The following is a 21,430-nucleotide window of genomic DNA, read 5'->3' on the forward strand; positions in this document are numbered from 1 at the left end:
CCCACCCGGCACCGCCACAAAGACTGGAGATCGCCCAGTCGTTCGGAAATTGCAATGAGATCGCTTGCCTTGCTCTGTCTGCTCGTGGTCGCCACGCCCGCACACGCGGCCTCGTCCGACCAGCACTACCTCGACCTGCGCGACCGCTATATCGCAAAGTTCTCGAAGGCTCCAGAAAACGACGAGACTTACAAGCAGCACGACGCCGCGCTTGCGGAGATGACCGGCTTGTTGCGCAGCCTGGTCGGGCCGATCACTATCAAGGGGCTGCCCACGGAGGGGAAATCCAATGTGGACACGCTGTACAAGGGGGACTCAGGCTTCGGCCATCTCGACGGACTCGGTTTCGCTTCGGAAGGCGACAAGCTTCAAGCCGTGGTGACCACGACCGCGCTGCTCAAGCACTGGCTTGGCGAGCAGCGCGAGGTCGGCATGCCGCAGGAGATCGGCGCCGCGTTCAAGTCGGACCGCTTCTACTATCAGGCGATCCAGGACTCCGCCTTCGCCAAATACGCGGAGCTGCCGATCACCAAGCCCGCCGTGGCGAGCGTCGCGGTCGCCGTGCTCGGCGTTCGCGGCAATGGCGATCTGAAGGGGCCGCCGCATGAAATCGACGTCGTCGCGATCCAGGGCGACAAGGTCTTCTTCGTCGCCGTGAGCGACGCCGTGAAGACGGCTGAGATTCCAACCTGCGAGCGCGTGTGGAAGCAGATGGTGGCCAAGCCGGTCAACAAGAAGGACCCGCGGGGCGACATGACCCGCGAAGACCAGGCGATGGACGCGTACACAGCGTGTTTCGCCAAGGAAGCGCCGGGCCAGAGCTGGTACGCAACGGCCGTCAAGAAGGCGCAGAGCCAGCTGGACTTGCTGCCGCTGCACTAAGACGCGCTCCACCGCGATTCCAACCGCGCCCGCCTTCACCAAAAATCTCGTAACCCGTCGGCGTCACCACAACAGTGTCCTCGAGCTTGATGAAGCCGCGCTTCGGATGCTTCATCGTGGTCTCGATCGACACCACCATGCCGGGCTCGAGCGGCAGGCGGGCGTCGGTGTCGTCGTAGGGAACCGGACCCTTGGCGGTCAGGCGAGGGGCCTCGTGGCTGACCAGGCCCATGCCGTGGGCGAGGAAGTCGGTGCAGTTGCGCTGGCTGATCTGGGCAAGCTGCCGCTCGGCCGCGACGTAGATGTCGCCGCCCATGGCGCCCGGCCGGACTGCGGCGAAGGCGGCGCGCTGGACCGCCTCGATCTCGGCGAGACAATCCTTCAGCTCAGCGTCCGGCTCGCCCAGCACGGCCATGCGCGCGAGGTCGCCGATATAGCCGTGATAATTGCCGCCGGAGTCGAGCGACAGCACGTCGCCTTGCTCCCAGCGCTGCGACGACGGCGCCCGGTTGTGGCTGCTGCCGCAGGCGAGCAGGCAGTATTCGAAGGTCAGCCCGCGGTTGGCTTCGGCAACGCGCAACGCATCCGACAATTGCTGCTTGGTCGTGCCCGGGCCGTGCTTGCCGATCACCTCCAGCATCGATGCGATCACGAGCTCCGAGGCTGTCTTGAGCTGCCCCAGTTCATCCGCCGACTTGACCGCACGCAACCGCTCCAGCACCAGCAACGCGTCCTTGAGCTCGGTGCCGGGCAGGGCGTCGGCAAGTGCGCGTCCTGCGTCCATCGGCAGGAACGCCATCTCGACCCCGATCCGCTTCATCGGCACGCCGGCATCCTTCAAGGCTGCGACAGCCCGTGTGATGGCGTCGACCGAACCGTTGGACTCGGTCCGGACCTGCGTCACCCAGGGCGGCGCCACGGCGCGCTGATGGGTTTCCAGCCGGTGGCCGATATAGACCGACTTCTCGGGCGCGCCCTTGGGATAGACCAGAACCGGCAGATAGCGGCTGACGCCCATGGCGTCCATGTAGTCGAAGAAGATCGCGCGCTCGGCGCCCAGCAGGTACTGCACATTGTGCTTCGACGTGGCGATCAGGACGTCGAGGCCGGCTGCCTCCATCAGACGATCGAGCTTGGCCGCATCGAACGGAATGGCGCGAGAGCCGCTGGCGCGGGCGACGTTCTCCTGCATGACGAGCCTCCCAATGGCGGCGCGGCGTTCAATCGCCGTGGCGTTGTCTGGCGCACTCTTTGGCGCGCTATTCTGAGCCGGGAGCGGGGTTGTTGGTAGCCTCGGATGTAATCCGCGTTAGATTTTGGCACTGGAGCCGATTTATCCACACGCTATGTGCCTGAGTGTGTTCAATCTTTTTTTCGCGCAGTTAGCAGATTTTGGCACTCAAGACCCAAATTTGGCACTGCCGTCATTTCTGAAACTCCATTTTGGCACTGTTGACGCGTCCAAAAGAGGTGGGTTTCCCCAGCTCCCGGATGGCCGTTCCGTTGACTTTCGGGCGCTTTGGGGTCGGGTTAAAAGCGCGGTCTCGCGGAGCCGCAGCGCGCTCGGAAGTCGTGGCGTGCTAACCGACAGAGGTTTGGCATGGTCGACTTTGACGATCCTAACAATCAGCTTTTTCTGACACGGGTGCTCCAGGCCCTCGCCAACATCAATACCCGCAAGATCCTCGAGACCTTGGCCCTAGGTCCTTGCTCCCGTGGGGACCTGCTGCTGGTCATGGACACCTCCGCCAACCGCATCGGCGAGGCGATGGAGATCCTCCACACAATCGGACTAGTTGCGGAGAAGGAGACGCGTGAGGGCACAGTTTACGTGTTCAACCCCGCAGGGTTAGACCTCACTCGGTCTTGGCTCGAGCGGCTTTACTCGATCGTTGACGGTCGGTCGCCGAAATAGCGAGCCTGATCGACAACACGGGTTCCGTTACGTCGCGGAAAGCTTCAGTAAAGTCGTGACCGAGGTCCAGAAGTTCCAAAAGACGCGTCGTCAGGATAGCGCGGGCCTTGAACGAGGGTAGGCGGTCGATGGCGGCCATAACGCCCGCAGCGCCCTTATGGCGCGAGATTGCGTCTCCGGCAGTCAAGTCGGCAGCGGTCGAGGCCCCGAGCAGGTCGAAGACGACCTCATCGAAGGAACCTGGCCATCGTTTGAGTTGCAAGAATCCCGCAGCAGCGTTTTTCGCGGTGATGCCGAGCAACAGCTCCTGGGGAATAGCTCTAAAGTAGGCCAGCCATCCGCTAAGCTTGAGAATGTCCACCGACGACAGGTCGTCGAGAGGTGCCGGCAAGCCGGGCTTGCAGTCGAGGATGTAGTCGGCCAACGCTCTTGCCGAGGCGACGGTCTCATGCGGGCAGGTTTTTGGCGTCGCAGTCCGCATGTCGAAGCCACAGATCTGGCAGGACCACACGTTGGTGAGATTTCGCCAGCCTAACAGGTTGATACATGACGGGCATCTGTCGAGCAGCACTTCGCCGCTTTCGATGTCGCAGGAAAAGGCCGAGACGAGCCAGAGGTTCCTGATGCGCGCATCGTTGCCATCCGCTGCCAAACGAGCGGGGGCGACCCTACGACGCTCTGGCAAGAACCAACCCACAGGCAATTCGCGACCGAGGAATTCGATGCGGTCTTTGAATATTTTCCAAGTGCCCATCGAAAGCCTTTGGAGATCGAACGAACCCAAGGCCGCCAGTTCGGCGACCGCCTCGGGTTTACCGGCGATCGCCGAGACCGATTCCCAGCGCATGTCGAGATGAAGCCGGAGTAGCTTGTCCGCGCCGATGCGCCCCACCGGGGCCAACCGGACCGCGACAGACGCGATGGCCTCATCGTCGAACTGACGTACGGTCTTGAGCCACGGCGTGTTCGGAATCATCGTTTCGATGCCTACTCGCTGGTCGCTTCCTGTTCCACGTTCAGGGGAAACGGGGGAAGTCTGATGTAGTCCTCGTCACGAAACGGGTTCCGGCCATGCATGATCTCCTGGCTCAGGAAGACACGATCAAAACCCGCGGCGATGTCTTCTTTCGTCAGCTCCTTCGGCTCAGCCCCGCCGGTGCGCATGAAGGCATGAGGTACGGCCGCCTCCACCAGCAACGAGTGTCGTCCGGGCCGCCCGCGCTGGGCGAAGAAAGTCGCACGCAGCATGTGATGATCGTCTTCATTTTCCTTGAACCAGTTCGATTCAAAGGGAAGCTGTTCCGAGAAGGCAGCCACGAACGCGGAGTGGACCTCCCTTTGTTCGTCGTTCGCGATCCCGAAGGGTTTGAGAATCTTGATGCCGCCCGACCTTTGGCCCATCGCATCCGCCTTGGCCATCATCTTGATCAGGGACGGCGGCCCCACGACGAACAGGGGCGCGTTGCAGGAATTCTCGAAGGCCAGGATAAACCGTGCCAGCTTCTTTACGCCGTCTTCGGCGAGATTTTGTCCCTCGTCCAGAATGACGGCGTCGACCGCGTGCTCGTTGAGATTGGTGATGAGAGCGTCTGTTCCTTCTTCCTCGCTGAGGCGCATGCCGAGCCGATCGTTAAAGATCGTGAAGTTGATCTTCCGGGCCAAGATCCGCGGTGTGGACCCTCCCATGAGATCGACGTACAGGTAGCGCCTTCCGTTGCCTTGGAGGAGCTGAACCTTCTCTTTGGAAACGGGCCTGCCAGTGCGCTCCGTGAGCATCCGCTTGACGATCTCGCTCTTGCCGCAACGAGACCAGCCGATTAGATAAGTGCTCGAGTTTTCGCGTAGACGTCTCGCAAACGAGAGCGACAACAGCAACATCTCCCGCGCTTCTTCCGCTTTTGTGTGTCTGACAAAGATGCCTCGAATAGCGTCGAGCTTGCTTGTGACGAGCGGAGAATTGAGGATGCCTTCAAGATTCGACATGGGCATGCGGCGCCTGTCCTTACTCGGACCTGTTCAGCGGCGCGTCCACTGCGAAACGCAGCTTCTTCCGGGGCGCTGGAGGGGGGTCGGAAGCGACCGCTTCGGGCGGAGCTGCGACGGCAGCAGAGGCTGACGGCGTTTCGGGAGAAGACTTGAAAAATCCGGTCTTCTCGATCAACTCATCAGTGACGGCGAGTGCATGCTCTTCGGCGCCGCGACCGAGGACGCCGGCTATACGGGGATAGTACCCGTTCGAGAGCACGGCTTTCGTCGGAGGCCGCTCGCCGGTCGGCACCGCGCCCATAGCTTTCAGTGCTTCCTCGAGGAGGTGGTTGAATCCGACCTTGTGGGAGGGATGCTCCGTGGGGGCATGTTTCTTTGCGAGGCGCAGTTTGCTCAGCGCCTCCCACTGGAATTTTGTGAGGCCGTGCGCCTCCTCGTCGGTCGACATCACCACGAACTCCTCCGGGAGGTGTTCGTTACCGGGGAAGCGGCTAGTGTGATCGACCACCACGCAGCGGCCTACGTTCGCCAGCGGGATGCGCACCGTGACCGGCGTGTTCGTTCGCTTTCTCATTCCCATGCTGCCCGATCGGGCTCGCATCGCCTGGATTTGCGGTGACTGATAGACGAGGTTGTTCCAGAGGATGCCGTCCTTGCCCGCGGTAAGCTTCAACTCCAAACTCGGGATCAAGTCCCACTTCTTCGCTTCGTCCACGGTGAGCGGCTGCGGGCGGCTCGAGTCGCTCGACGCACCTCGGAGCCACCTCTCTTCCGGAGTGTCCCAGTCCATTCCTTCCTGCTTGCGCCGGGCGTAGACCTCGATCAGCCACAAATGAAATAGCATGATGAAGTCGTCGATCGTGATGCACGCGTCGAGCAGGGGCTTGCGCGCGCCTCGCTTTTGCGGACTGGATCCGGTCGACCCCTTAAGCCACGACACGAAATCAGACTCGAGCGTTCCGAAAAACCGCTCCACATAGGGTTTGGTGTCCGGCTGGTGCGGTACCGCCATCTCGAACCCGATCCTGACGCGAGCCAAGGCCAGCGCCATCTGTTCCGAAACGAACTCCTTCCCGTTGTCGTACCGGACCTTTCTTGGCTTGCCGTAGCTCAGAAGAGAGCCGCGAATATGCGGAAATCGGTTATCGACGTAAGTCTTGACCTTGATCCCGTGGTCGATCGCGGCCAGTGCTGGGTAAAGCCCGCCAGGTTCGAACGACGGAAAGAATCCGACAGGGTACCCGCTGTAGGTATCCAAACCGAGGCAAATCCAGAACCTGTCGATCCCGGCCTTCGACCAGACACGACCGAGCGGGGTCTCGCCCAAGACGCCCGCGAAATCGAATTGGTGGTGATCGTACTCGACAACGTCCAGGATGCGTTTCGGACGCTCGAAACTTCCTTGGCCGCCGAACTGAAGATCTGCAGCCTGTACACCTTGCTCCTTTGCGAGCCTGATCCACGCGTCGAAACGACGGTACTGAACCTGTACCGTCGTCAAACCGACGGTCGGAAGTTCATCAAGCAACGGCCTTTCCGAAAGTTCGCCGTTCTCGATGAGCTTTTTGATCTCTTCGTTGCGGATCCGGATCTCCGCGTTGCGGCCATCGATCCTCTGGTTCGCGAACATTTGAATCTTGGTCGGGCCGAACTCGGCCGAGATTTCGACCAGGTAACGGATGGTCGCGGAGATGATAGAAAACACCTCCTTGGGCAGCTTCTGCTCGCGGGACTTGATCGCATTCTTGTGCACGAAGGTGGCTTCTTGCATGCCGTGCACCAGTTCGGCGGCCACCCAGCGAAGAACCGTTCGCGTCGTCTTCTTGGGCTTCTTGATCTGTTTCCCTTGCGGCCGCTTCCGGTTCTCGAGGTCGATCGTGCCGTCGACCCGTTCTATGATCGTTTCAGCGTTTGCATGGTTCTGGTAGAACGGCTTCCCGGCCGGCGCGATGAGCATCTCGTTGATGAACGCGCCGACGTAACGCCAGATGCCGGCCGCGCGTCCGCGCGGCTTGGCGTTGAGGGTGTGGTAAACCTTGCCGATCAACGCGCGCGTTTCGTCGATAGCCTTCTTCTCGTCGACCAGAGGCGGCTTCCTGAGAGGGTTGTAGTAGCGCCCCTCCTGGAATAGCTCGATGAGCCGGGTCGTTGTTAAGCGCGCGGTCTCGCCGGTATGGTGGTTGATGAGGAGGTGGGGGCCTTCGCCCTCCATCTTCTTGAAGAACTGGTGAGGTTTGCTGTCGATGAGAACAGTCTGGTTGGGCGTCAGGTTATCGAAGAGAAGATAGTCGATAGTGGGACGCGGTTCCTCGTCCACGGGCGTGGACAAGGCGGCGGCCTCGCTCGCATCGAGAATCTTCAGCATGAGATCGCTCCCTTGTGGACGATCGTCTCGGGGCCGATCGAGGCGAACAGGTCGATGTAGACGATGCGCTCCGGGATGCGCGACAGTACGACGCCGCGCGGATGCGGCGCCTCCTCGAAGAGGGCCTGGCAACGCGACAGGGGCAGGGAGCCGCCGGCGTCGTTCAGCGCCGTAACGAGCCGGTCGAGCTCCTCCGGTTCGATGTCCCAGCGGTCGTTGGCCGCGATCTCGTCCACGACGTCGCGGTCTCCCCAACGCAAGCCGATGCCGCGCTCCGTGATGACGCGGAAGGGAAGGCCCGCCCGCCGGTAGGCCTCGCGGATGCGACGGAGACGCGCGTGGAGCAGGACCGCGTCATCCCAGCGCCTCTGCGCCTTTTCGTCGCCGACGGTCGGCAGCGGTGGACGAAGTTCACGCCACTCCTTGATTTCGTAGCGGACGAAGCCGGTGTCGTGTTCGACGAGGTAGTCGGGCGTGTAGATCTCGTTCGGGAACTCAGGACAGACGTTCATCCGGATCGTCTCCGGCTGTGCCCAGATACGCTTGACGCCGAGCACGTAGTCGCAGACCCGGACGAAGCGCTCTTCGATGCCGCCTTCGTGGACGATGTGCCCGTTCATCTTCATCGAATAGTGACCGCCGACTACGTGATTGCGACGGCCAGTGATCACGCGGCGCGTCGCCTCATTGGCTTCGAGGCGGAAGACCTCGACGCCGTCGCAGAGGGCGGTCCAGACGCGCTCGATCTTCTTAGGCATCGGCGTCCTCGTCGGGGCGTTTGCGCAGGTCTGCGCAGACGAGATCGACCTGCTCTTGGACAAAAGAGTCCAGAGTGCTGAGGCTGCAGAATTCGCGCGAATTGTCGTAGTAGATGCGCGTCGGGAGTCCGAACGTGCGATCGATGGCACCGAAGATGCGCTCGACGATCGGGGAGAGATGGTGATGGACGAAACGCACCATGTCGCAGACCTTTCTTGCCTTGGCCGAAGGAGTCGCGCAGCGATACCCAGCGCGACGCTTGTTCGGCGGAAAGGATTCAAGAAGGACTTGCGACTTGGAATCGGACGTGCGATTCTCCTGTCGTCCAAGAGTTCTTCTTGGTCGTTACTGCCGAGCGATGCCGGACTTTCGTCCGGGATTTGCGGACTTGGATCTCTCGGAACGGCTTTGCGGGCGTGGTCCGGAGATCCTTCGATACCTGCGCGACCGGAGTCCGCTCCGGTCGCGCATAGTCCGTTGACTACATCATTCCGCTGTCCCCGTGGTGTCGCCGCTGCGGCGTATCTCATTGAATACCATTGGCCTTCCGGAATCCTAGCGAAATGAATCCCGTGGATTTCTTCGGGCCGTTTCGGAGCATTTCCTAGAAATTCTCAGGACGGCTCTGCGTTTGTCGCCAGATTTTGCACTCTTGCGTTTTTCCTGAATTCGTGCCGCCGCGCACATCACAGCGTCTGCGGCGTGTCGAAGTAGCGCCACGCCGCAGCGACGCCGATGCCCAAGGTCTTCGCCACCAATTCGGGCGCCGCGCCCGAGCGGACCAGGTTCGCGGCGAGAGCGTTGCGCAATGACGTGGGCACGGCGTCCGGACTGACTCCGTTCGCCTGTCGCAGCCGGCGGCAAGCCAGTTGAAGCGATCTCGCGCTGAAGCGGGTCCCCCGCGACGTAACGAACAAAGGTGCGCTCGGCGTAAGCTCGAAGGGCTGTGCTCGCAGGTACCGCTCCAGCCACTCCTTGGCCTCCGGCGAAACGATGCCAGGCCGCCCGTTCAGATGGGAGCCCGTTACCCTGACCGTGGACAGTCGCGGATTGTAGTCGCCTCGATTCAAGCCGACCAGCTCGGCGGTCGTGAGTCCGGATGATGCAGCCAAGCGAAGCGCAGCGTGATCGCGCGCGTATGTCCATGACTCGTCGCGATCGTTCGACGACACCGCGAGCATGATCTCGATGACGTCGTCGTCGACGGCCGCGCGGCGGACCCTGCCGCACGGCGGGAAGCGGCAGCTCAGCAGCTTCGAGCAGTCATAGGAACGCTCCAGGCTGAGAAAGCGGGCAAAACTTCGCAACGCGGAGAAGCGTCTAAAGATGGTGGACTGCGCCGTCCCGGTCGCAGCCCAGGTAGCCGCGATGCCGTCGACGACCGACTGGTCGATCCGCACGATCGCGCCTACCTCGTCGGAGCCGAGCGCAGCCGCAAGATCCCGAATGTCCCGTGAATAACAGTCCATCGTCGACGCCGATGCATGCGCATCCCTCAAGCCGTCCAACCAGGCAGAGCTCTCCGGAGCAAATGGCGACGTCGTGGGCGACCGGATCTTCATTCAGAGCTCCACGAAATCGGCGCTTTCGATGGCATTCACCACCTTGGCCAGCAACGCCCAGATCGACTGCCGTCGGTAGTGGTCGAACACCTTGGTGCTGGCGAGCCGCGGCGGGGTCCCTGCGAGCGGGTTGGCGGTCTCCAGCACGTCGATGCCGTAGTCGGATCGGTCGGCCAGATCGCTCAGATTGGATATCCGAACACTCGCGATGGAGCGCCGAAGTTGCGTCGAGCCTCCCGGCAGAAGTTCGATATGGATGCGGATCATGGGGTATTCCTCGGCGTATTGTTCGCGGCGGCTGCGACTGGTTGGCGGACGGACGCTCGGCCCAGGAAGAGATCCTTCGCTTCGTCGCCGCTTACGTAACGTCTGGCTACCAAAGCGTCCGCGATCCGGACGACGGCGGCCGCGTGCCGCATGACTATCCCGGTCGCTCGCCGCTCGAGCATTTTCAGTCGATCGTCGACCTGCTTGGCGAGCGCCGCATCTCTACTGACCATGGCCAGCGCTTCGCCATCGGCGCAGCGGTAGACGAGCCTGCCGAGCAGGGGCGTGGACGTAAAGGCGGCCGCGAGGAGCGACGTGCAGATCGCCATGTCGCTCCTCTGAGTGCCACCGGCCCCCGTGGAAACCGAACCAAGCATCACCTTTTCTGCACAGAGTCCCCCGAGCAGAAAGACGATATGGTTCTCGAGACGATCGAGCGTCCACACATGGTTCTCCTCGAAATTCAGGCGGGCGTCGCCACCGATATGTCCCCGGTTGAGAATCCTGGCGCTGAGAGGTTTGCCCCCGGTCGCGATGCAGGCGACCATGTGGCCCGCCTCATGTACGGCGATGCGACGCAAGACCGTCTGGGGAAGTGCCGGCCCGCTACCTTCCCTGACGAGGTCGTCGACGTTGAGAGGCCGGCCGGCACGCCTTGCGGCGCGCCTCGCCGCTCTTACGACGTCCATCGCTTCGGCCGGGGAGATGCCTTCGAGGAGACGCGCCGCGGATGACAGATCCATACCCTCGAGAGCCGTACCGCGAAGATGATATCGCAGGACGTTGGCCAGGCCTGCCGCGTCGGGTCGGGGAATCTCGATCGTGCGTTCGAAGCGCCCGGGACGCAGGAGTGCGGGATCGATGGCGTCGAGCCGGTTGGTCATTCCCAACACGCACAGCCCGACGTTGCTCTCATTGTCGGACATGACGGAATCCAAACTCGTCAACATCTCGCCTACGACGACCGAAAAAAAGTCGCTGTTGTGCCGCGACAGCCGGTTTCTAGAAGGCAGTTCATCCAATTCGTCGAATGCCAAAAGACATCCGCGCTGCCCCGACGGTCCAAAACGAGCCGCTTCCGCTCGAGCCTTGCTGAACACGGCCTTGAGCGACTTGACGACATCGCCCAAGTGTCCTTCGCGTTCGGCGAAAAAATCTGAGATCTTCGCGACGACGAGGCCGGTGCCTGCCGCCAAGGCGAGAGAATTTACGAAAAAATTTTTCCCGTGGCCCGGCTCTGAATGCAGAATCGCGCCGTGGTCCGCTTCCGCCCACTGTATGGATCCTCGTCTCCAATCTTGGACATCCTTCACGAAGTTCAGGCCAAAAATTCGAGCGGCACCGCCGAACTCGATCGCGTCAGAGAGGATCGGCGCACCTTCGACATGGGGCGAGCTCTGCCGCCGGCGCATCGCGAGAGTCGCAAGCCGCTCCAGCGCGTCGGAAGCCGTCGATCCGCTCCTGAAGATGGAAACCAGATCGTTCAGATCGAGACCTGACGTGTCGGCGATGCTTCTGCTCGGTATGCGTCCCGTCAGTGGCAGCAGAGTTCTGAGAAGGACGCGGACCGACTTGGCGTCGAGCGGAACCAGTTTCACGGTGACGTCGGCCGACAGCAGCAGAGTGGTCGGCAAGAAACGCTGCGGATCCGTCGATATCCCGACGACGCTGCGTCCCGCGACCAGGCACTTCGCTACCTCTTCGTTTCCGACGTGATTGACGTCGATCGACTTGTTCGAGCCGGCACGTGCGATAGTCATGACGCGAGCCTCGCTTAGATATTCGTCGACTGCCTCCATCCATGCCGAGGAGGGGACCTGAACGACGCTCGCGACCGGGCGTCCCGCCGCAATGGCCCGCCTCAGCGACGGAGGGGCGGCCCGCCGAAAAGCCTCGGCTACGATCGCGCCGCGAACCTTTTTCGCATTCAGCCGCGCGTCAGGTCGATCGGAACGGCGAGCGGGAACTTCATCCGGTGGACCTTCGATCGCTGCCTCCAGGTCGGTGACCTCCGGATCGTCTTCCGGAGCGGGCAACATACCGTGCCGCAGTTTGGAGAACCCCCCGGTCATGAGCGAGACCTCACGGTCGTCGACGGGCTTAGCGGCGTCGAAATGTCGATCTCGACCTCGTTGCGGCATGCGAGCGATAGCACCGACGCAAACGGATCGAGAGGTCCGGGTACCAAAGTGCAGAGATGATGGAGCGACATCGGCCCGTCCTCCGCCAAGGCCGCGAGCAGCCGGTGACGCATGTCCGGCAGGACCGAAAAGCGTCGGTACGTCCAGATCGCGCGAGCCGTGGAGAAGCGGGGCTCCTTGAGAATATCCGCTCCGGTCAATGTGTAGGGCGCCAGGCCGCGTGCCCGAAGTTCCCGATCGAAGGCATCGGCTTCCCCGAGCGACCGCAGCGGCCGGCAGACCTCGATGTCCAGATACCGCCAGCCGGCATTTGTCCGGAAGGTGACGACTTGAAGATCTACCGGCCGCGCTTCGGTCCCCGCCGTCCCGAGGAAGCCGATTTCAAGAATCTCGGGGTCCAACGTTGCCTGTAGCAAGGCGTCCCTGACGATCCCGCCAGCGTGCGGAATCGGTCGTGAAGCCTTTGGCGAAACGAAATCGGCAGATCGGGGGCGGATCCTGTGGTCGAAGCGCATGGCTCATGTCCGGTCGAAGGTTGGGTCGAGTAGAAGCCGTTGTCGTGCGGCGCGGGGGTGATCTCGTCGTCCATCGCGTCCTCCTAGATGTCGAACGTGAAGCAGGGATCGAAGTCATCGTTTTCCCAGCGCGAGACAGCGTCCCAGGGGCCGTATCCCTTGCAGTTCGCGATGAGCTTCACGCCCTCGACCGCCAGCTCGAAGCTGACGTGCGTGTGCCCGCTGATGGCCGCATCCAGACCGAGAGCGAACACTTCCGGGCAGCGCGAAGCGTAGGCCGGGCCCAAGAGATCCTGCTCGTCCGTGGTCGACGCCGGACGGCTCCGACCGCCGAAAGCGTGGAGAGGATGATGGGTGACGAGGAGCCGTTTCGATGTCTTCGGGCCGCCGAACGTCGACGAGATGAACTCGCGGGTCTTGCGATGGCGGGCGAGCGTGTCTCGAGGACGGAGCCGCCGGGCATAGCGATCCGTCCGGATCCGACGGTAGTCGTTCATGCCGGCGGCGGCCGCGAGCATGGAGTTCTCCGGCGTGCCGTACAGTTCGAAGTCGGTCCACCCGACGGCGCCGGCGATGAGGACGCCGCCTTTGCCGCCGATCAACTTGGCTTCGTCATCAAGTACGACGACGTTGGTGCCGAAGGCGGCCTCGCGGGCCTTCTCGATCTCGCGGTCGATGTCCCGCCCAAAGAATTCGTGATTGCCGGCCACCACCACGACCGGATGGTCGTCGATGCGCTCGGCCAACCACTTCACGCCCCGCGCGAAGCCCGGCATGAGATCGCCGGCGCAAACGAACACGTCATAGGTGGGCCGCTTCGAAGGAGAGGGCAGGTCCCAGCCCCTCGCGGTTTCGATATGGAGATCGCTCATGGTCCAGATGCGCACGCGCTCACTCCTTTGCCGGGAGCGAGCGCGGATCGACCGCGACGAAGACGTCGGTAATCCGGTCATAACGACCAAGAATGATCGGCCCCTGACGTTTGCCGTCGAACGACCGCACGACATGCAGGTTTTCGAAGCCACGCACCTCGCGCACCTTCACCCCGTTCGCATGCGCCAGACACGCGGTGACAAGTTCCGAGCCGACTTGGTGAAGACATCCCTCGCGGCCGCACCGCTCGCACGTGCACGCCGAACCGGCCTCCGCCAGCGCGATGGCGTACTGGATCGCGGCCTCGATATCCGGCAGACGCGCGATCGACGAGGAACGGTCGTAATCTAGCCTCAGCACTCCGGATCGTCTGGAGATCGCCGTGACCTTGAGTGGCGATGTGCCGACCGCCGTCGAGATCCGGGCGATGGCTCGGCACACGATCTGCTGCCAGCCATCATCCACAAGCGACAGGCCGGGGACATGCCCGGCGACCGTGGCGCCGTCGAACAACTCGGGAAACCGATCGATGAGCCGCTGACGCCATTCGCACATCCGGAACCTCAGCGCGGTGCGTGGGAGCGGAGTGGCGGGACCGGGGCAAACCGGCCAAGACAAACGCGGGCGTCGACGATCGGGTCGCGGTCGATGTCGATCGTGACGGCGCCCTCGCAGGCGAGCGCGAAGACCCAGTCGCGGAGACCAAAGCCCAGACTGGCAACGGTGCAGTCGCCGTCGTTCTCGATGGCCGCGAAGATCCGCTCTCGGCCATCGGCGGGAACCAGGCGCTTACGGTAGGCCCAGATCAGCCTGGCGTTCGATGACCTCGGTAGTGCCTGCACCTGGTCCGACGAGAGAGGCACGATCATCGCCCGAAGTTCGTCGGCCGCAAGCAGAAGTGTTCCTTCGTCGTCGAGATCGCGAAGCGGAGGTCCGATGTCGAGGATCAACCGAGCGTTACCGCGCGTCGCAAGCAAAAGATCCAGCGGGTAGGCGACCCCGCAAAGAGTGACCGAAGCGACGTGCTCGATGGCCGTCACAGCAGGATCGAGGGCCAACTGAATCAAGAGATCGAGCCGGACCACGTCGCCGACCGGAATCGGGGTCGGGCTTTTGGCGGTCAGGAAGGGGCGGAGGTCGGACGGATGGCCGGGAATATCGACGCACATGACTGAAGAACTCCTTGGACGATGAACTGCGCGATCCGTACCGTCGCCCTGTCGTTCTCTTCGTCGTCGTTCATGTTGATCGCCGCATTTCCAATCCGATCACAGCCAAATAGCTGTGCGCCCACGTTGAGTCAATAGATAGCTAGCTATCTAGGGACGCGGAAAAGTACAGTCGTGGGCATGGAACCAGTGCGGCGAGGAGCAGGCGATGTGTTACGAAGCTGTGAACAGAGGCATCAAAATCGTCCGTTTCGGCTATTCGGGAACGGGTCTCGATGGTATGCGTCTTTTGATAGTCAGCTATCCACGATTGACTTTGCGGAGATCGGCGAATGAAGCGGCCCAAGATCGATGTGTCGGAGGCCCGAGAGGGGGAGGAGGGCAGGCGGCAGATTTTGCTTTATTTGCCCAAGGACCTCATCAAGGCTCTCAAGTCGGCGGCGATCGAGGACGGCAAGCCGGCCTATATTCTCGCTGAGAAGGCGATCGACGCTTATCTCAAAGGACGCAAGGTGAGGTCCCGCTCGGCGAAGTGAGAGGCCTCTCTCGTCGGAGGAAAGGGGCCTTCCAGCGGCGCCCGTGGTTCATCCGGGCCCTTGCGCGCTCATCGGGGCATTGCGTTCCGCAGCGGCCCCTGCGAACGCTTTCTCTTTCGTCCCGAAGTCCGTGTAGAGATATTCGAACCGCGCCGACCAGTTTGCCGACAGGGCCACTTCGGCGCCGGCGCCCCAAGCGGAGCCGAGCCGAGTGAAACCGATCTTGTCTCCCGGGGTGCCGTCGAGCGGGTCGAGCGTCGCCTGGTCGTAGCTCCATGCGAAGCCGCCCGTGGCGTAGAACAACCAGGGCCCCGACGCGTATCCCAGGCGGGCCCTCAGCGTTCCCGATGTCAGGACAGTTTCCTTCAGGGCCGCCGGCCCTTGAGCGCCGACGACGGAAGTTGTCCCGGAGATCGTATTGGGAAAGGTGAGGTCGCCTTCGATACCGAGAAGCACGTGGGAAGGCAGCACGTAGTTGTAGCCGGCGCCCAGTCCGAGAGCGTAGGAGCCGGTCCCCTTGAACGCGTTGAGGGAGTTCGTCAGGTCGATCGATCCGGACGACAGAGCTAGTCCCGGGACGCCGAAAGCGTACTGCGAGGACCCGACGCCATAGGCGAAATGGCCGCCGACGAAGGGACCGCTCCAGTCGACGGCCTGGCCGGACCGGACCACGCCGAGATCGGCTGAAAGTCCCTCGGCCGCGGAGCCCGCCACCAGGATCATGCCAAGGATGACCTTCTTCATCGCCTCGATCATTCGCCTCTTCAGACCGTATTCGACACGGCGGCAGCGGCTTGGCAACAATTTGAATCCGGCCTGCACGCCGCCAATCCTGTCGCCGAGTTGACCGCGGCGTGCGTTCGCCGCGAGATATTCAGAGCAACTCCGCGCCCGTGATTGTGCATACGCCGCCGCGAGGGTGGGCGGAGGCTAGGCTTGCGCCAAAGGAGACGAGTAGGCCGAGGGCGATGCCCGCGAATTCTCGCGATCGGCGAGACATCGTCACCCCACTAGCAAAAATCCTACATCTTCAACGGGTACACGGAACGGGAGATGCCCACGTGCCATTGTTATTGCGAATAAGTCTTAATTGGAACAAGCGCCGCCAGTGGGTTATCGTTTCGCAATCGCGCCGTGATGAAACTGCAACAGTTGTCGGAGGTCGGTGTCTCAGCACGTCTACCTCGTGCAAGAATTCCTCGGGGTGGTAATAAAACCTATGGAATTGCACCTCGTCGCCGATACCAATTTGTTTTTCGAATTCAAGCCGATCGAACAGTTGCCTTGGGGCGAACTGGGTGCGGATCTGGTCGTCATCGTGTTGACCAAGCCCGTGGTCGACGAGATCGACAAGCATAAGAAAAGCAACGGCCGCACGCGGGATCGCGCCCTCGACATCTTCAACCGCATCCGCGCGATGCTGACATCGGACGCGATCGAGGTAGACATCCAGGAATCCGGGCCCCGGGTCGTGCTTCGGCGCCAGACGAGCGTCGGACCCGATCCCAAGCTGGCGGACCGCTTGGACTACGGCAAGCCGGATGAGAAGCTGGTCGGAATCGTTTCCACATTGGCCGGGCAGGCAGTTGGCTACGGAGTGAAGCTGTTCACCGACGACGCTGGCGCTGCAGGCACGGCAGCCGACTTCGGAGTGCCGTTCCAACTGATCGACCCCGCTTGGCGGCGACCGCCCGCGGAATCGACTGAAGCGAAGCAGCTCAAGGAGGCCAAGAAGGATCTGGCGATGTACCGGTCGCTGGAGCCCAGGATCGCCATCCGCTGCGAGACCGCCGACGCGGACGGCGTCGTCAAGGTCGTCGACAAGGTCGCGACGCCGCTTGCCGAGCCGGAGGTGGACGCGCTGATCGAGGCGCTCCGCGCGAAGCATCCGCTGCGCGTCGACTTCTCGGCGCCTCCGACGTCGACGTCGACGGACGTCTATGGCGAGACGAAGACGATCGAGTATTCGTCGCCGTTGGACGACGACGTCGCGAACTACCGTGACGTGCGCTACCCCGCCTGGATCGAAACATGCCGGCAGTCGCTGCGGAGCCTGCATGTCGGCCGAGACGAGGCTGCTCCGCTCGTCCTGCTGCGCTGGGCGATGTCGAATGACGGATCGCGTCCGGCCAAGGATGTTCGCGTGGAATTCGAGACGGGCGGTCACCTGGCGCTACAACGGTCTGATCGCTCCGACGACGAGACCGACGCTGCTCCTTCGAAAAATGCGACTTTGGGGTCTCGGACTTTGGGGTTGCCGAGTCCGCCGCAGCCGCCGGCTTTCGTCGAAAAGGTGACTCGCACGCCGCCGGCTGCGAAGCAGAATGCTCGCGCGGGCATCCCGTTGTCGTCGCTCCGCGGGATGCCTTCGTCGGTCACCGCGGACCATCGGCGCATCATGGAGGCCGCCAGCGGCTTCTCTTCGGCGCGCCGCCTGATGGAGCGGGCCCAGGGCGCAGCGGCCGAGTACAGACGTTTCCAAGACACCGTAAAGGGCTTGCCGGGCTTCGACGCAACTCTGAGATCGACGCTCGTCGATCCCATCGTGACGCCGCATTTGGAGTCAATTCGCAGCCTGTCAGCTCACAACTTTCGCCATCTGGACCCCCAGAAGCCTGAGGAATTCCTCTACGATTCCTGGCCGACGAAACGCAAGGTCCTGAAGGGCGCGTTGACTTGTCAACTCTGGCGGCATCAGACCGAAGAAGAAATCTTCGAGTTCACCGTGTCGTTCGTCAAAGAGGGCGCGGCGCGGGGCGTCGTCGAATGTACAGTTCACGCCGAAAATCTCACGGAGCCGGCGCAGCGCAAAATCATCGTAGAGCGCACCATCGAGACCGTCAGCTTGTTCGATCTCGCGAACGCCATGGTCGAGGCTTGCGGCTAACGGCGGATGCCGTTCCGACACGGCGCGCGCTCCGCCGAAGGCGCTCGCCGGCCGAACACGATCCCAGACCGGGCGGAAGGTTACATGCCTAAGAAGTCGAGGAAAGCGAGCGCGACGGCCAAGCCCGGCAAGCAACAGGATGTCTCAACATACCGCGTCCTGGCCAAACAGGCGCTGTCGTTGGAGGTCGGCGATGGCCGTGTCGAAAGCTTCTCAATTCAGGGAATGGAATGTCGCATTGCCGTCAAGCCGTCGAACGACGATCCGGCTAAGCAACGAGAATTCGGCGGATCGACCATCGCCGTCGAATTCAAAGCCACGACGACCGATGATCTTTTCTTAGCCGGGCGCGCCGGCATGGAGCTCATCGAAGACTTCCTCTCCGCGATCACGGTGGTATCCAACACGACATTCGGTCCGTGCGAGTTAGTGCAAGTTGCGCGACTGGACGCGGGCCGCCGGCACAATTGCGAATTCATGCAGATGCTGCCGCTTCCGCTCAACCACTGGCACGAACGGATCGCCGGTGCAAAGTTGCGCTCCGCGCGGAATCTCCTCGCGCACTGGGACGGCATGGAGGGCGGCAAGCGGCTTCGTCGGGCCGCGCGCAACTACCGGTCGGCCGCCGGCGTTGCCGACGACGTCACGGCCTTCCAAGAGGCATATGTCGGGTTGGAGGTCATGGAAAAGCCGCTTGCGGCCAACGCCGGCTTCGCAAAGCACGGCACGGAGCAGGTAAAGGGATCGTGTGAAAAGTGTGGGCACGAATACGTGCGCAACCGCACGACCCTGGTCGGCGTCCGCGCCTTCGTCGCCGGAGATGTCGATCTCGACAAGGCGGACGAAGGCCGGGTGGCGGACTGGAAGCTGATCAACAAGCTGCGCAACGATCTGATGCATGGACTTGTCGACGATGACGACCTGGGCGACAGGCCCTTACGGGCTCTGCTGGCGTCGATGCACTATCTCCATCACGCGATCTGTACTTGCTCCCATGCTTCCGATTTAGCCAGCCAGCAGTACAAGCTCGCGAGGGGCGGGGCACAATTCGTCATGCTCGGCAAATACTCGGCTCGAACGTGGCCGCCTCTGACCGACTGGCGGCAGATCGTCGAAACCAAGTCGCCGATGTTCGAGTGGGTGCCGCACGAGAACTACGGATTGGTGCCGGAATTGAGCTTCCGGAACGACGGTGTGAAGGACCTGCGGGTCGGGGTCGGTCGTCTAAACCAGCCGCTTTCGACCGCCACGATGACCGACATCGGACGGGTGCAAACGGAGCGCGATTTCTAGGGTGGACGTGCCGCGCCGCGGTACAACCAAAAATTGCTACGGTGTTGTAGTTGGGCGACAGACTTCCGCACCCCTTGCCGGCTAATCTCGCGCCGATTTCAAGTCTGCCGGCTCGATCCAGGTTTTGGCGGACGATGGTGTTTCGCATCCGGGCCGCGCGTCGAAGAACCGGTAGACGGTACCGCATATTTTTGACTCGCCGAAGGCGGCGCACCAATGAAGTTGTTCAGGTTATCTATAGGTACTCTCCTATGTATCGCGCAGGTCGGGTGCGGCACGTACATTCCCAGCCAACGCGACTGGCCGAATACGCGCCCCCGAGACGTAGAAGACATGAACATTGCGCTTGTTCGCACCATCGTGTGCGAGTTGAGCTATGCCGTCACTGCCGTCATCCGGAACGATCGGGACGGCGCCCGCCGGCGGCGAAACGGACGAACCTACACGGGCTTTCTTGAGCACTGGGGTGTAGAGGTCGCAACCGACCTCACCGTCTCCGAGACCTCGACCGTAAATCCGAGCGGACTATGGGCACCAGCTTCACCGGCGTCGACGATATTCACGCTGGGTGGCGGCATCAGCGGTTCGGCTGTCGCGTCCAACGAGAACAAGTTCAACGTGTTCTACCCCTTGGCAGCGCTGTACCAACCGACGGTATTCCGGGCGGACGATCCGGAACGTCCGTGTCGAAATCCGACCGGGAATAAGGATGGGTCACCGCTCGTCGACATCGACCTGAAGATCCAGCCGTTGCTCGAATCCAGGGCGCAGCTCGTCGAAATAGGTGTCGCGTCCGACCCGGACCGGACGGCGAAGATCTATAGCGTGAAGAACGTTCTTAGCCAGACCGTTTCGATCAAGGAAACGGTGTCGGGCGATGTCACGCCTACCTGGAAGTTCACGACGGGCTCAGTGAACCAATCGGGCACCTTCTTGAGCGCCAACCGTGAACGTACGCACCAGATCGTCTTTACTTTCGGTCCTTTGGCCGGTGACGGACGGTCGCTCACCGACCTGGCCGAGGCGTATCATCTGAACGAACAATTGAGAGCCGGCTTGCGCAGTGTGCGCTGACCGAAACGATGGGGGCAAAAGATGGCTTCGACACGCAAGATGGAGGCCAAGCGAAAGGCGAAGAAGTCCAAGCCGAAGAAATCCAAATCGAAGAGGCCCGCCCCAAAGAAGGCCGTCAAGAAATCGGCCGCCAAGCAGGCCTCAGTCCCTCTAGATGGCACGACGAGAGCGACGGCCGCCGCACTTGCGCCCGCGCGGCCAAAGAACGACCAAGAGATGCGCTCGCTCATCGAGGGGATCGGCGCTCCATCGCTGCACGACGAAGACATCGCGGTCACGCTAAAGCACCTCAATTCGGTTGTGGCCTTCCGGCGGGCGGTCGGACAACCAGGGGCTACTTCGAGGCGGGCGCTGACAGGCAAATGCTATTTGAAATCGGCCGGAGATCCAATCGTTAGCATTTACGAAGGCCCGTACCATGTCGGCTCTATGTCGGAAGAAAGTGCCATCGCACTGGGGATACCGCGCTGTGGCTCTTAGACGGGAGACGGTCTGGCAGCCGCGCACCTGTCGTTGGTTTGTAGAGCACTGTGTTCGAGATGAACTTCCAAGCCGATGATGAGTTTGCGATTCTAAGGTCCTACTTTTATGGATACTTTCGATGGTTGACGAAGGAAGCGCCCCCAATCCCAAGAATCCTATCGTAAAATTTCTGGGCATCGCGACCGCTATCATCGTTGCGCTCACCGCACTGATCGTGGCGATCAAGCATTTTTCGGAAGCCGTTAGGCCTGAACCTGAGAAGCCCCTCCCGGTTCTGGCATCCACGGATGTCGGCAACATCAAGGGAAGCGGTCACACCGTGTTGACTGAATGCGAAAAGCAACGTCAACTCTACGCGGTTCAAAATCCTGACTTCAACGTCTCGATCGACGAGAACGTCCAGCCTTCGGCGGACAAAGATATCCTGGGCACTGTGACCTATACGTTTCACTGCCACTTCCTTGCGACGAGAAGGCCGAAGTAGGGTGGCCCGCTAGGCTCGGCGGGAACGCCGCAGCCCGGCTCACGGCCACCTCCTGTGGAGTTCATCGATCACGAACGAATGGGCGTAGGTGCGCTCATGCCCCTCCAAAGGTGGGTGGTCGGCGGCAAGGTTGGCATGTTGGTGTGGGACTACGTCCGGATCCGCAGCGGGCCAGAGACTGACGGCTAACGCGGCGGCGATCAGAGCCACCGCAGCGAGCGCGAACATGGAGGCGACGC

At 62.0% G+C, this 21,430-nt stretch carries 22 protein-coding genes; 8 read left to right on the forward strand and 14 right to left on the reverse strand.

Translation table 11 applies throughout. The features are described 5' to 3' along the window. Positions 1 to 54: 54 nt before the first annotated feature. On the forward strand, positions 55 to 882 hold the full coding sequence (locus tag ABIB73_RS00825) for a hypothetical protein (protein ID WP_354220486.1): 828 nt from the start codon (positions 55 to 57) through the stop codon (positions 880 to 882). Here the strand turns inward: ABIB73_RS00825 and ABIB73_RS00830 are convergent. Next, entirely contained in the window at positions 839 to 2,074 is a 1,236-nt protein-coding gene (locus ABIB73_RS00830; protein WP_354220488.1) for a M24 family metallopeptidase, read from the reverse strand. The two genes, ABIB73_RS00825 and ABIB73_RS00830, sit on opposite strands and share 44 nt — an antisense overlap. 408 nt (positions 2,075 to 2,482) lie before the next feature. Here ABIB73_RS00830 and ABIB73_RS00835 point away from each other — a divergent pair, with 408 nt between their 5' ends. Then, complete coding sequence (locus ABIB73_RS00835; RefSeq protein ID WP_354220490.1) at positions 2,483 to 2,797, forward strand: hypothetical protein; 315 nt, start codon at positions 2,483 to 2,485, stop codon at positions 2,795 to 2,797. On the opposite strand, the gene ABIB73_RS00840 is transcribed toward ABIB73_RS00835, so the two are convergent. The 12 genes from ABIB73_RS00840 to ABIB73_RS00895 all read right to left on the reverse strand — a co-directional run bounded on the left by ABIB73_RS00840 (position 2,739) and on the right by ABIB73_RS00895 (position 14,434). Beyond that, positions 2,739 to 3,773, reverse strand: a complete 1,035-nt coding sequence (locus ABIB73_RS00840) for a TniQ family protein (protein ID WP_354220492.1) — start codon at positions 3,771 to 3,773, stop codon at positions 2,739 to 2,741. The two genes, ABIB73_RS00835 and ABIB73_RS00840, sit on opposite strands and share 59 nt — an antisense overlap. Before the next feature lie 11 nt (positions 3,774 to 3,784). Further along, on the reverse strand, positions 3,785 to 4,786 hold the full coding sequence (locus ABIB73_RS00845; RefSeq protein ID WP_354220494.1) for an ATP-binding protein: 1,002 nt from the start codon (positions 4,784 to 4,786) through the stop codon (positions 3,785 to 3,787). Positions 4,787 to 4,799: 13 nt separating this feature from the next. Then, positions 4,800 to 7,148, reverse strand: a complete 2,349-nt coding sequence (locus tag ABIB73_RS00850; protein WP_354220496.1) for an integrase catalytic domain-containing protein — start codon at positions 7,146 to 7,148, stop codon at positions 4,800 to 4,802. Beyond that, entirely contained in the window at positions 7,142 to 7,906 is a 765-nt protein-coding gene (locus tag ABIB73_RS00855) for a hypothetical protein (protein WP_354220498.1), read from the reverse strand. Before ABIB73_RS00855 ends, ABIB73_RS00850 begins: the two co-directional genes overlap by 7 nt. After that, positions 7,899 to 8,108: a hypothetical protein gene (locus ABIB73_RS00860; protein WP_354220500.1), complete on the reverse strand. Its 210-nt coding sequence runs from the start codon at positions 8,106 to 8,108 to the stop codon at positions 7,899 to 7,901. The genes ABIB73_RS00855 and ABIB73_RS00860 overlap by 8 nt, the downstream gene beginning before the upstream one ends. 485 nt (positions 8,109 to 8,593) lie before the next feature. Then, positions 8,594 to 9,469, reverse strand: coding sequence for a tyrosine-type recombinase/integrase (locus ABIB73_RS00865; RefSeq protein ID WP_354220502.1), 876 nt, complete (start codon positions 9,467 to 9,469; stop codon positions 8,594 to 8,596). Next, positions 9,470 to 9,736, reverse strand: a complete 267-nt coding sequence (locus tag ABIB73_RS00870) for a hypothetical protein (RefSeq protein WP_354220504.1) — start codon at positions 9,734 to 9,736, stop codon at positions 9,470 to 9,472. It lies immediately after the preceding gene. Then, positions 9,733 to 11,808, reverse strand: coding sequence for an AAA family ATPase (locus ABIB73_RS00875; protein WP_354220506.1), 2,076 nt, complete (start codon positions 11,806 to 11,808; stop codon positions 9,733 to 9,735). Before ABIB73_RS00875 ends, ABIB73_RS00870 begins: the two co-directional genes overlap by 4 nt. Beyond that, positions 11,805 to 12,392 (reverse strand): hypothetical protein, encoded by a 588-nt coding sequence (locus ABIB73_RS00880; protein ID WP_354220508.1) that lies wholly within the window; start codon positions 12,390 to 12,392, stop codon positions 11,805 to 11,807. The genes ABIB73_RS00875 and ABIB73_RS00880 overlap by 4 nt, the downstream gene beginning before the upstream one ends. A gap of 83 nt (positions 12,393 to 12,475) precedes the next feature. Then, complete coding sequence (locus tag ABIB73_RS00885; RefSeq protein ID WP_257194679.1) at positions 12,476 to 13,279, reverse strand: metallophosphoesterase; 804 nt, start codon at positions 13,277 to 13,279, stop codon at positions 12,476 to 12,478. A gap of 4 nt (positions 13,280 to 13,283) precedes the next feature. Next, positions 13,284 to 13,820 carry a hypothetical protein gene (locus ABIB73_RS00890; protein WP_354220510.1) on the reverse strand — a complete coding sequence of 179 codons (537 nt, stop codon included), beginning with the start codon at positions 13,818 to 13,820 and terminating at the stop codon, positions 13,284 to 13,286. An 8-nt stretch (positions 13,821 to 13,828) separates the two neighbouring features. After that, positions 13,829 to 14,434, reverse strand: coding sequence for a hypothetical protein (locus ABIB73_RS00895; RefSeq protein ID WP_354220512.1), 606 nt, complete (start codon positions 14,432 to 14,434; stop codon positions 13,829 to 13,831). A 332-nt stretch (positions 14,435 to 14,766) separates the two neighbouring features. Here ABIB73_RS00895 and ABIB73_RS00900 point away from each other — a divergent pair, with 332 nt between their 5' ends. Further along, a complete protein-coding gene (locus tag ABIB73_RS00900) occupies positions 14,767 to 14,970 on the forward strand; it encodes a hypothetical protein (RefSeq protein WP_257194682.1) in 204 nt (67 codons plus the stop codon). Positions 14,971 to 15,018: 48 nt separating this feature from the next. Here the strand turns inward: ABIB73_RS00900 and ABIB73_RS00905 are convergent, their stop codons facing one another. Further along, positions 15,019 to 15,726 (reverse strand): outer membrane protein, encoded by a 708-nt coding sequence (locus ABIB73_RS00905; protein WP_354220514.1) that lies wholly within the window; start codon positions 15,724 to 15,726, stop codon positions 15,019 to 15,021. 409 nt (positions 15,727 to 16,135) lie between these two features. Between ABIB73_RS00905 and ABIB73_RS00910 the strand changes: the two genes are divergently transcribed. The 5 genes from ABIB73_RS00910 to ABIB73_RS00930 all read left to right on the forward strand — a co-directional run bounded on the left by ABIB73_RS00910 (position 16,136) and on the right by ABIB73_RS00930 (position 21,191). Continuing rightward, complete coding sequence (locus ABIB73_RS00910) at positions 16,136 to 17,857, forward strand: hypothetical protein (RefSeq protein WP_354220516.1); 1,722 nt, start codon at positions 16,136 to 16,138, stop codon at positions 17,855 to 17,857. 84 nt (positions 17,858 to 17,941) lie between these two features. Next, a complete protein-coding gene (locus tag ABIB73_RS00915) occupies positions 17,942 to 19,150 on the forward strand; it encodes a hypothetical protein (protein WP_354220518.1) in 1,209 nt (402 codons plus the stop codon). 333 nt (positions 19,151 to 19,483) lie between these two features. Then, a complete protein-coding gene (locus tag ABIB73_RS00920; RefSeq protein ID WP_354220520.1) occupies positions 19,484 to 20,224 on the forward strand; it encodes a hypothetical protein in 741 nt (246 codons plus the stop codon). A gap of 21 nt (positions 20,225 to 20,245) precedes the next feature. Beyond that, complete coding sequence (locus ABIB73_RS00925; RefSeq protein ID WP_354220522.1) at positions 20,246 to 20,704, forward strand: hypothetical protein; 459 nt, start codon at positions 20,246 to 20,248, stop codon at positions 20,702 to 20,704. A 121-nt stretch (positions 20,705 to 20,825) separates the two neighbouring features. After that, complete coding sequence (locus ABIB73_RS00930; protein ID WP_354220524.1) at positions 20,826 to 21,191, forward strand: hypothetical protein; 366 nt, start codon at positions 20,826 to 20,828, stop codon at positions 21,189 to 21,191. The last annotated feature ends 239 nt before the right edge of the window (positions 21,192 to 21,430 follow it).

This window comes from Bradyrhizobium sp. F1.4.3 (assembly GCF_040548375.1).
GTDB lineage: Bacteria > Pseudomonadota > Alphaproteobacteria > Rhizobiales > Xanthobacteraceae > Bradyrhizobium.

Bases quoted from the DNA above. Each gene is read 5' to 3' on its own strand.
- ABIB73_RS00825 (WP_354220486.1), top strand. From the start codon at position 55: ATGAGATCGCTTGCCTTGCTCTGTCTGCTCGTGGTCGCCACGCCCGCA.
- ABIB73_RS00830 (WP_354220488.1), bottom strand. From the start codon at position 2,074: ATGCAGGAGAACGTCGCCCGCGCCAGCGGCTCTCGCGCCATTCCGTTC.
- ABIB73_RS00835 (WP_354220490.1), top strand. From the start codon at position 2,483: ATGGTCGACTTTGACGATCCTAACAATCAGCTTTTTCTGACACGGGTG.
- ABIB73_RS00840 (WP_354220492.1), bottom strand. From the start codon at position 3,773: ATGATTCCGAACACGCCGTGGCTCAAGACCGTACGTCAGTTCGACGAT.
- ABIB73_RS00845 (WP_354220494.1), bottom strand. From the start codon at position 4,786: ATGCCCATGTCGAATCTTGAAGGCATCCTCAATTCTCCGCTCGTCACA.
- ABIB73_RS00850 (WP_354220496.1), bottom strand. From the start codon at position 7,148: ATGCTGAAGATTCTCGATGCGAGCGAGGCCGCCGCCTTGTCCACGCCC.
- ABIB73_RS00855 (WP_354220498.1), bottom strand. From the start codon at position 7,906: ATGCCTAAGAAGATCGAGCGCGTCTGGACCGCCCTCTGCGACGGCGTC.
- ABIB73_RS00860 (WP_354220500.1), bottom strand. From the start codon at position 8,108: ATGGTGCGTTTCGTCCATCACCATCTCTCCCCGATCGTCGAGCGCATC.
- ABIB73_RS00865 (WP_354220502.1), bottom strand. From the start codon at position 9,469: ATGAAGATCCGGTCGCCCACGACGTCGCCATTTGCTCCGGAGAGCTCT.
- ABIB73_RS00870 (WP_354220504.1), bottom strand. From the start codon at position 9,736: ATGATCCGCATCCATATCGAACTTCTGCCGGGAGGCTCGACGCAACTT.
- ABIB73_RS00875 (WP_354220506.1), bottom strand. From the start codon at position 11,808: ATGACCGGGGGGTTCTCCAAACTGCGGCACGGTATGTTGCCCGCTCCG.
- ABIB73_RS00880 (WP_354220508.1), bottom strand. From the start codon at position 12,392: ATGCGCTTCGACCACAGGATCCGCCCCCGATCTGCCGATTTCGTTTCG.
- ABIB73_RS00890 (WP_354220510.1), bottom strand. From the start codon at position 13,820: ATGTGCGAATGGCGTCAGCGGCTCATCGATCGGTTTCCCGAGTTGTTC.
- ABIB73_RS00895 (WP_354220512.1), bottom strand. From the start codon at position 14,434: ATGTGCGTCGATATTCCCGGCCATCCGTCCGACCTCCGCCCCTTCCTG.
- ABIB73_RS00900 (WP_257194682.1), top strand. From the start codon at position 14,767: ATGAAGCGGCCCAAGATCGATGTGTCGGAGGCCCGAGAGGGGGAGGAG.
- ABIB73_RS00905 (WP_354220514.1), bottom strand. From the start codon at position 15,726: ATGATCGAGGCGATGAAGAAGGTCATCCTTGGCATGATCCTGGTGGCG.
- ABIB73_RS00915 (WP_354220518.1), top strand. From the start codon at position 17,942: ATGCCTAAGAAGTCGAGGAAAGCGAGCGCGACGGCCAAGCCCGGCAAG.
- ABIB73_RS00920 (WP_354220520.1), top strand. From the start codon at position 19,484: ATGAACATTGCGCTTGTTCGCACCATCGTGTGCGAGTTGAGCTATGCC.
- ABIB73_RS00925 (WP_354220522.1), top strand. From the start codon at position 20,246: ATGGCTTCGACACGCAAGATGGAGGCCAAGCGAAAGGCGAAGAAGTCC.
- ABIB73_RS00930 (WP_354220524.1), top strand. From the start codon at position 20,826: ATGGTTGACGAAGGAAGCGCCCCCAATCCCAAGAATCCTATCGTAAAA.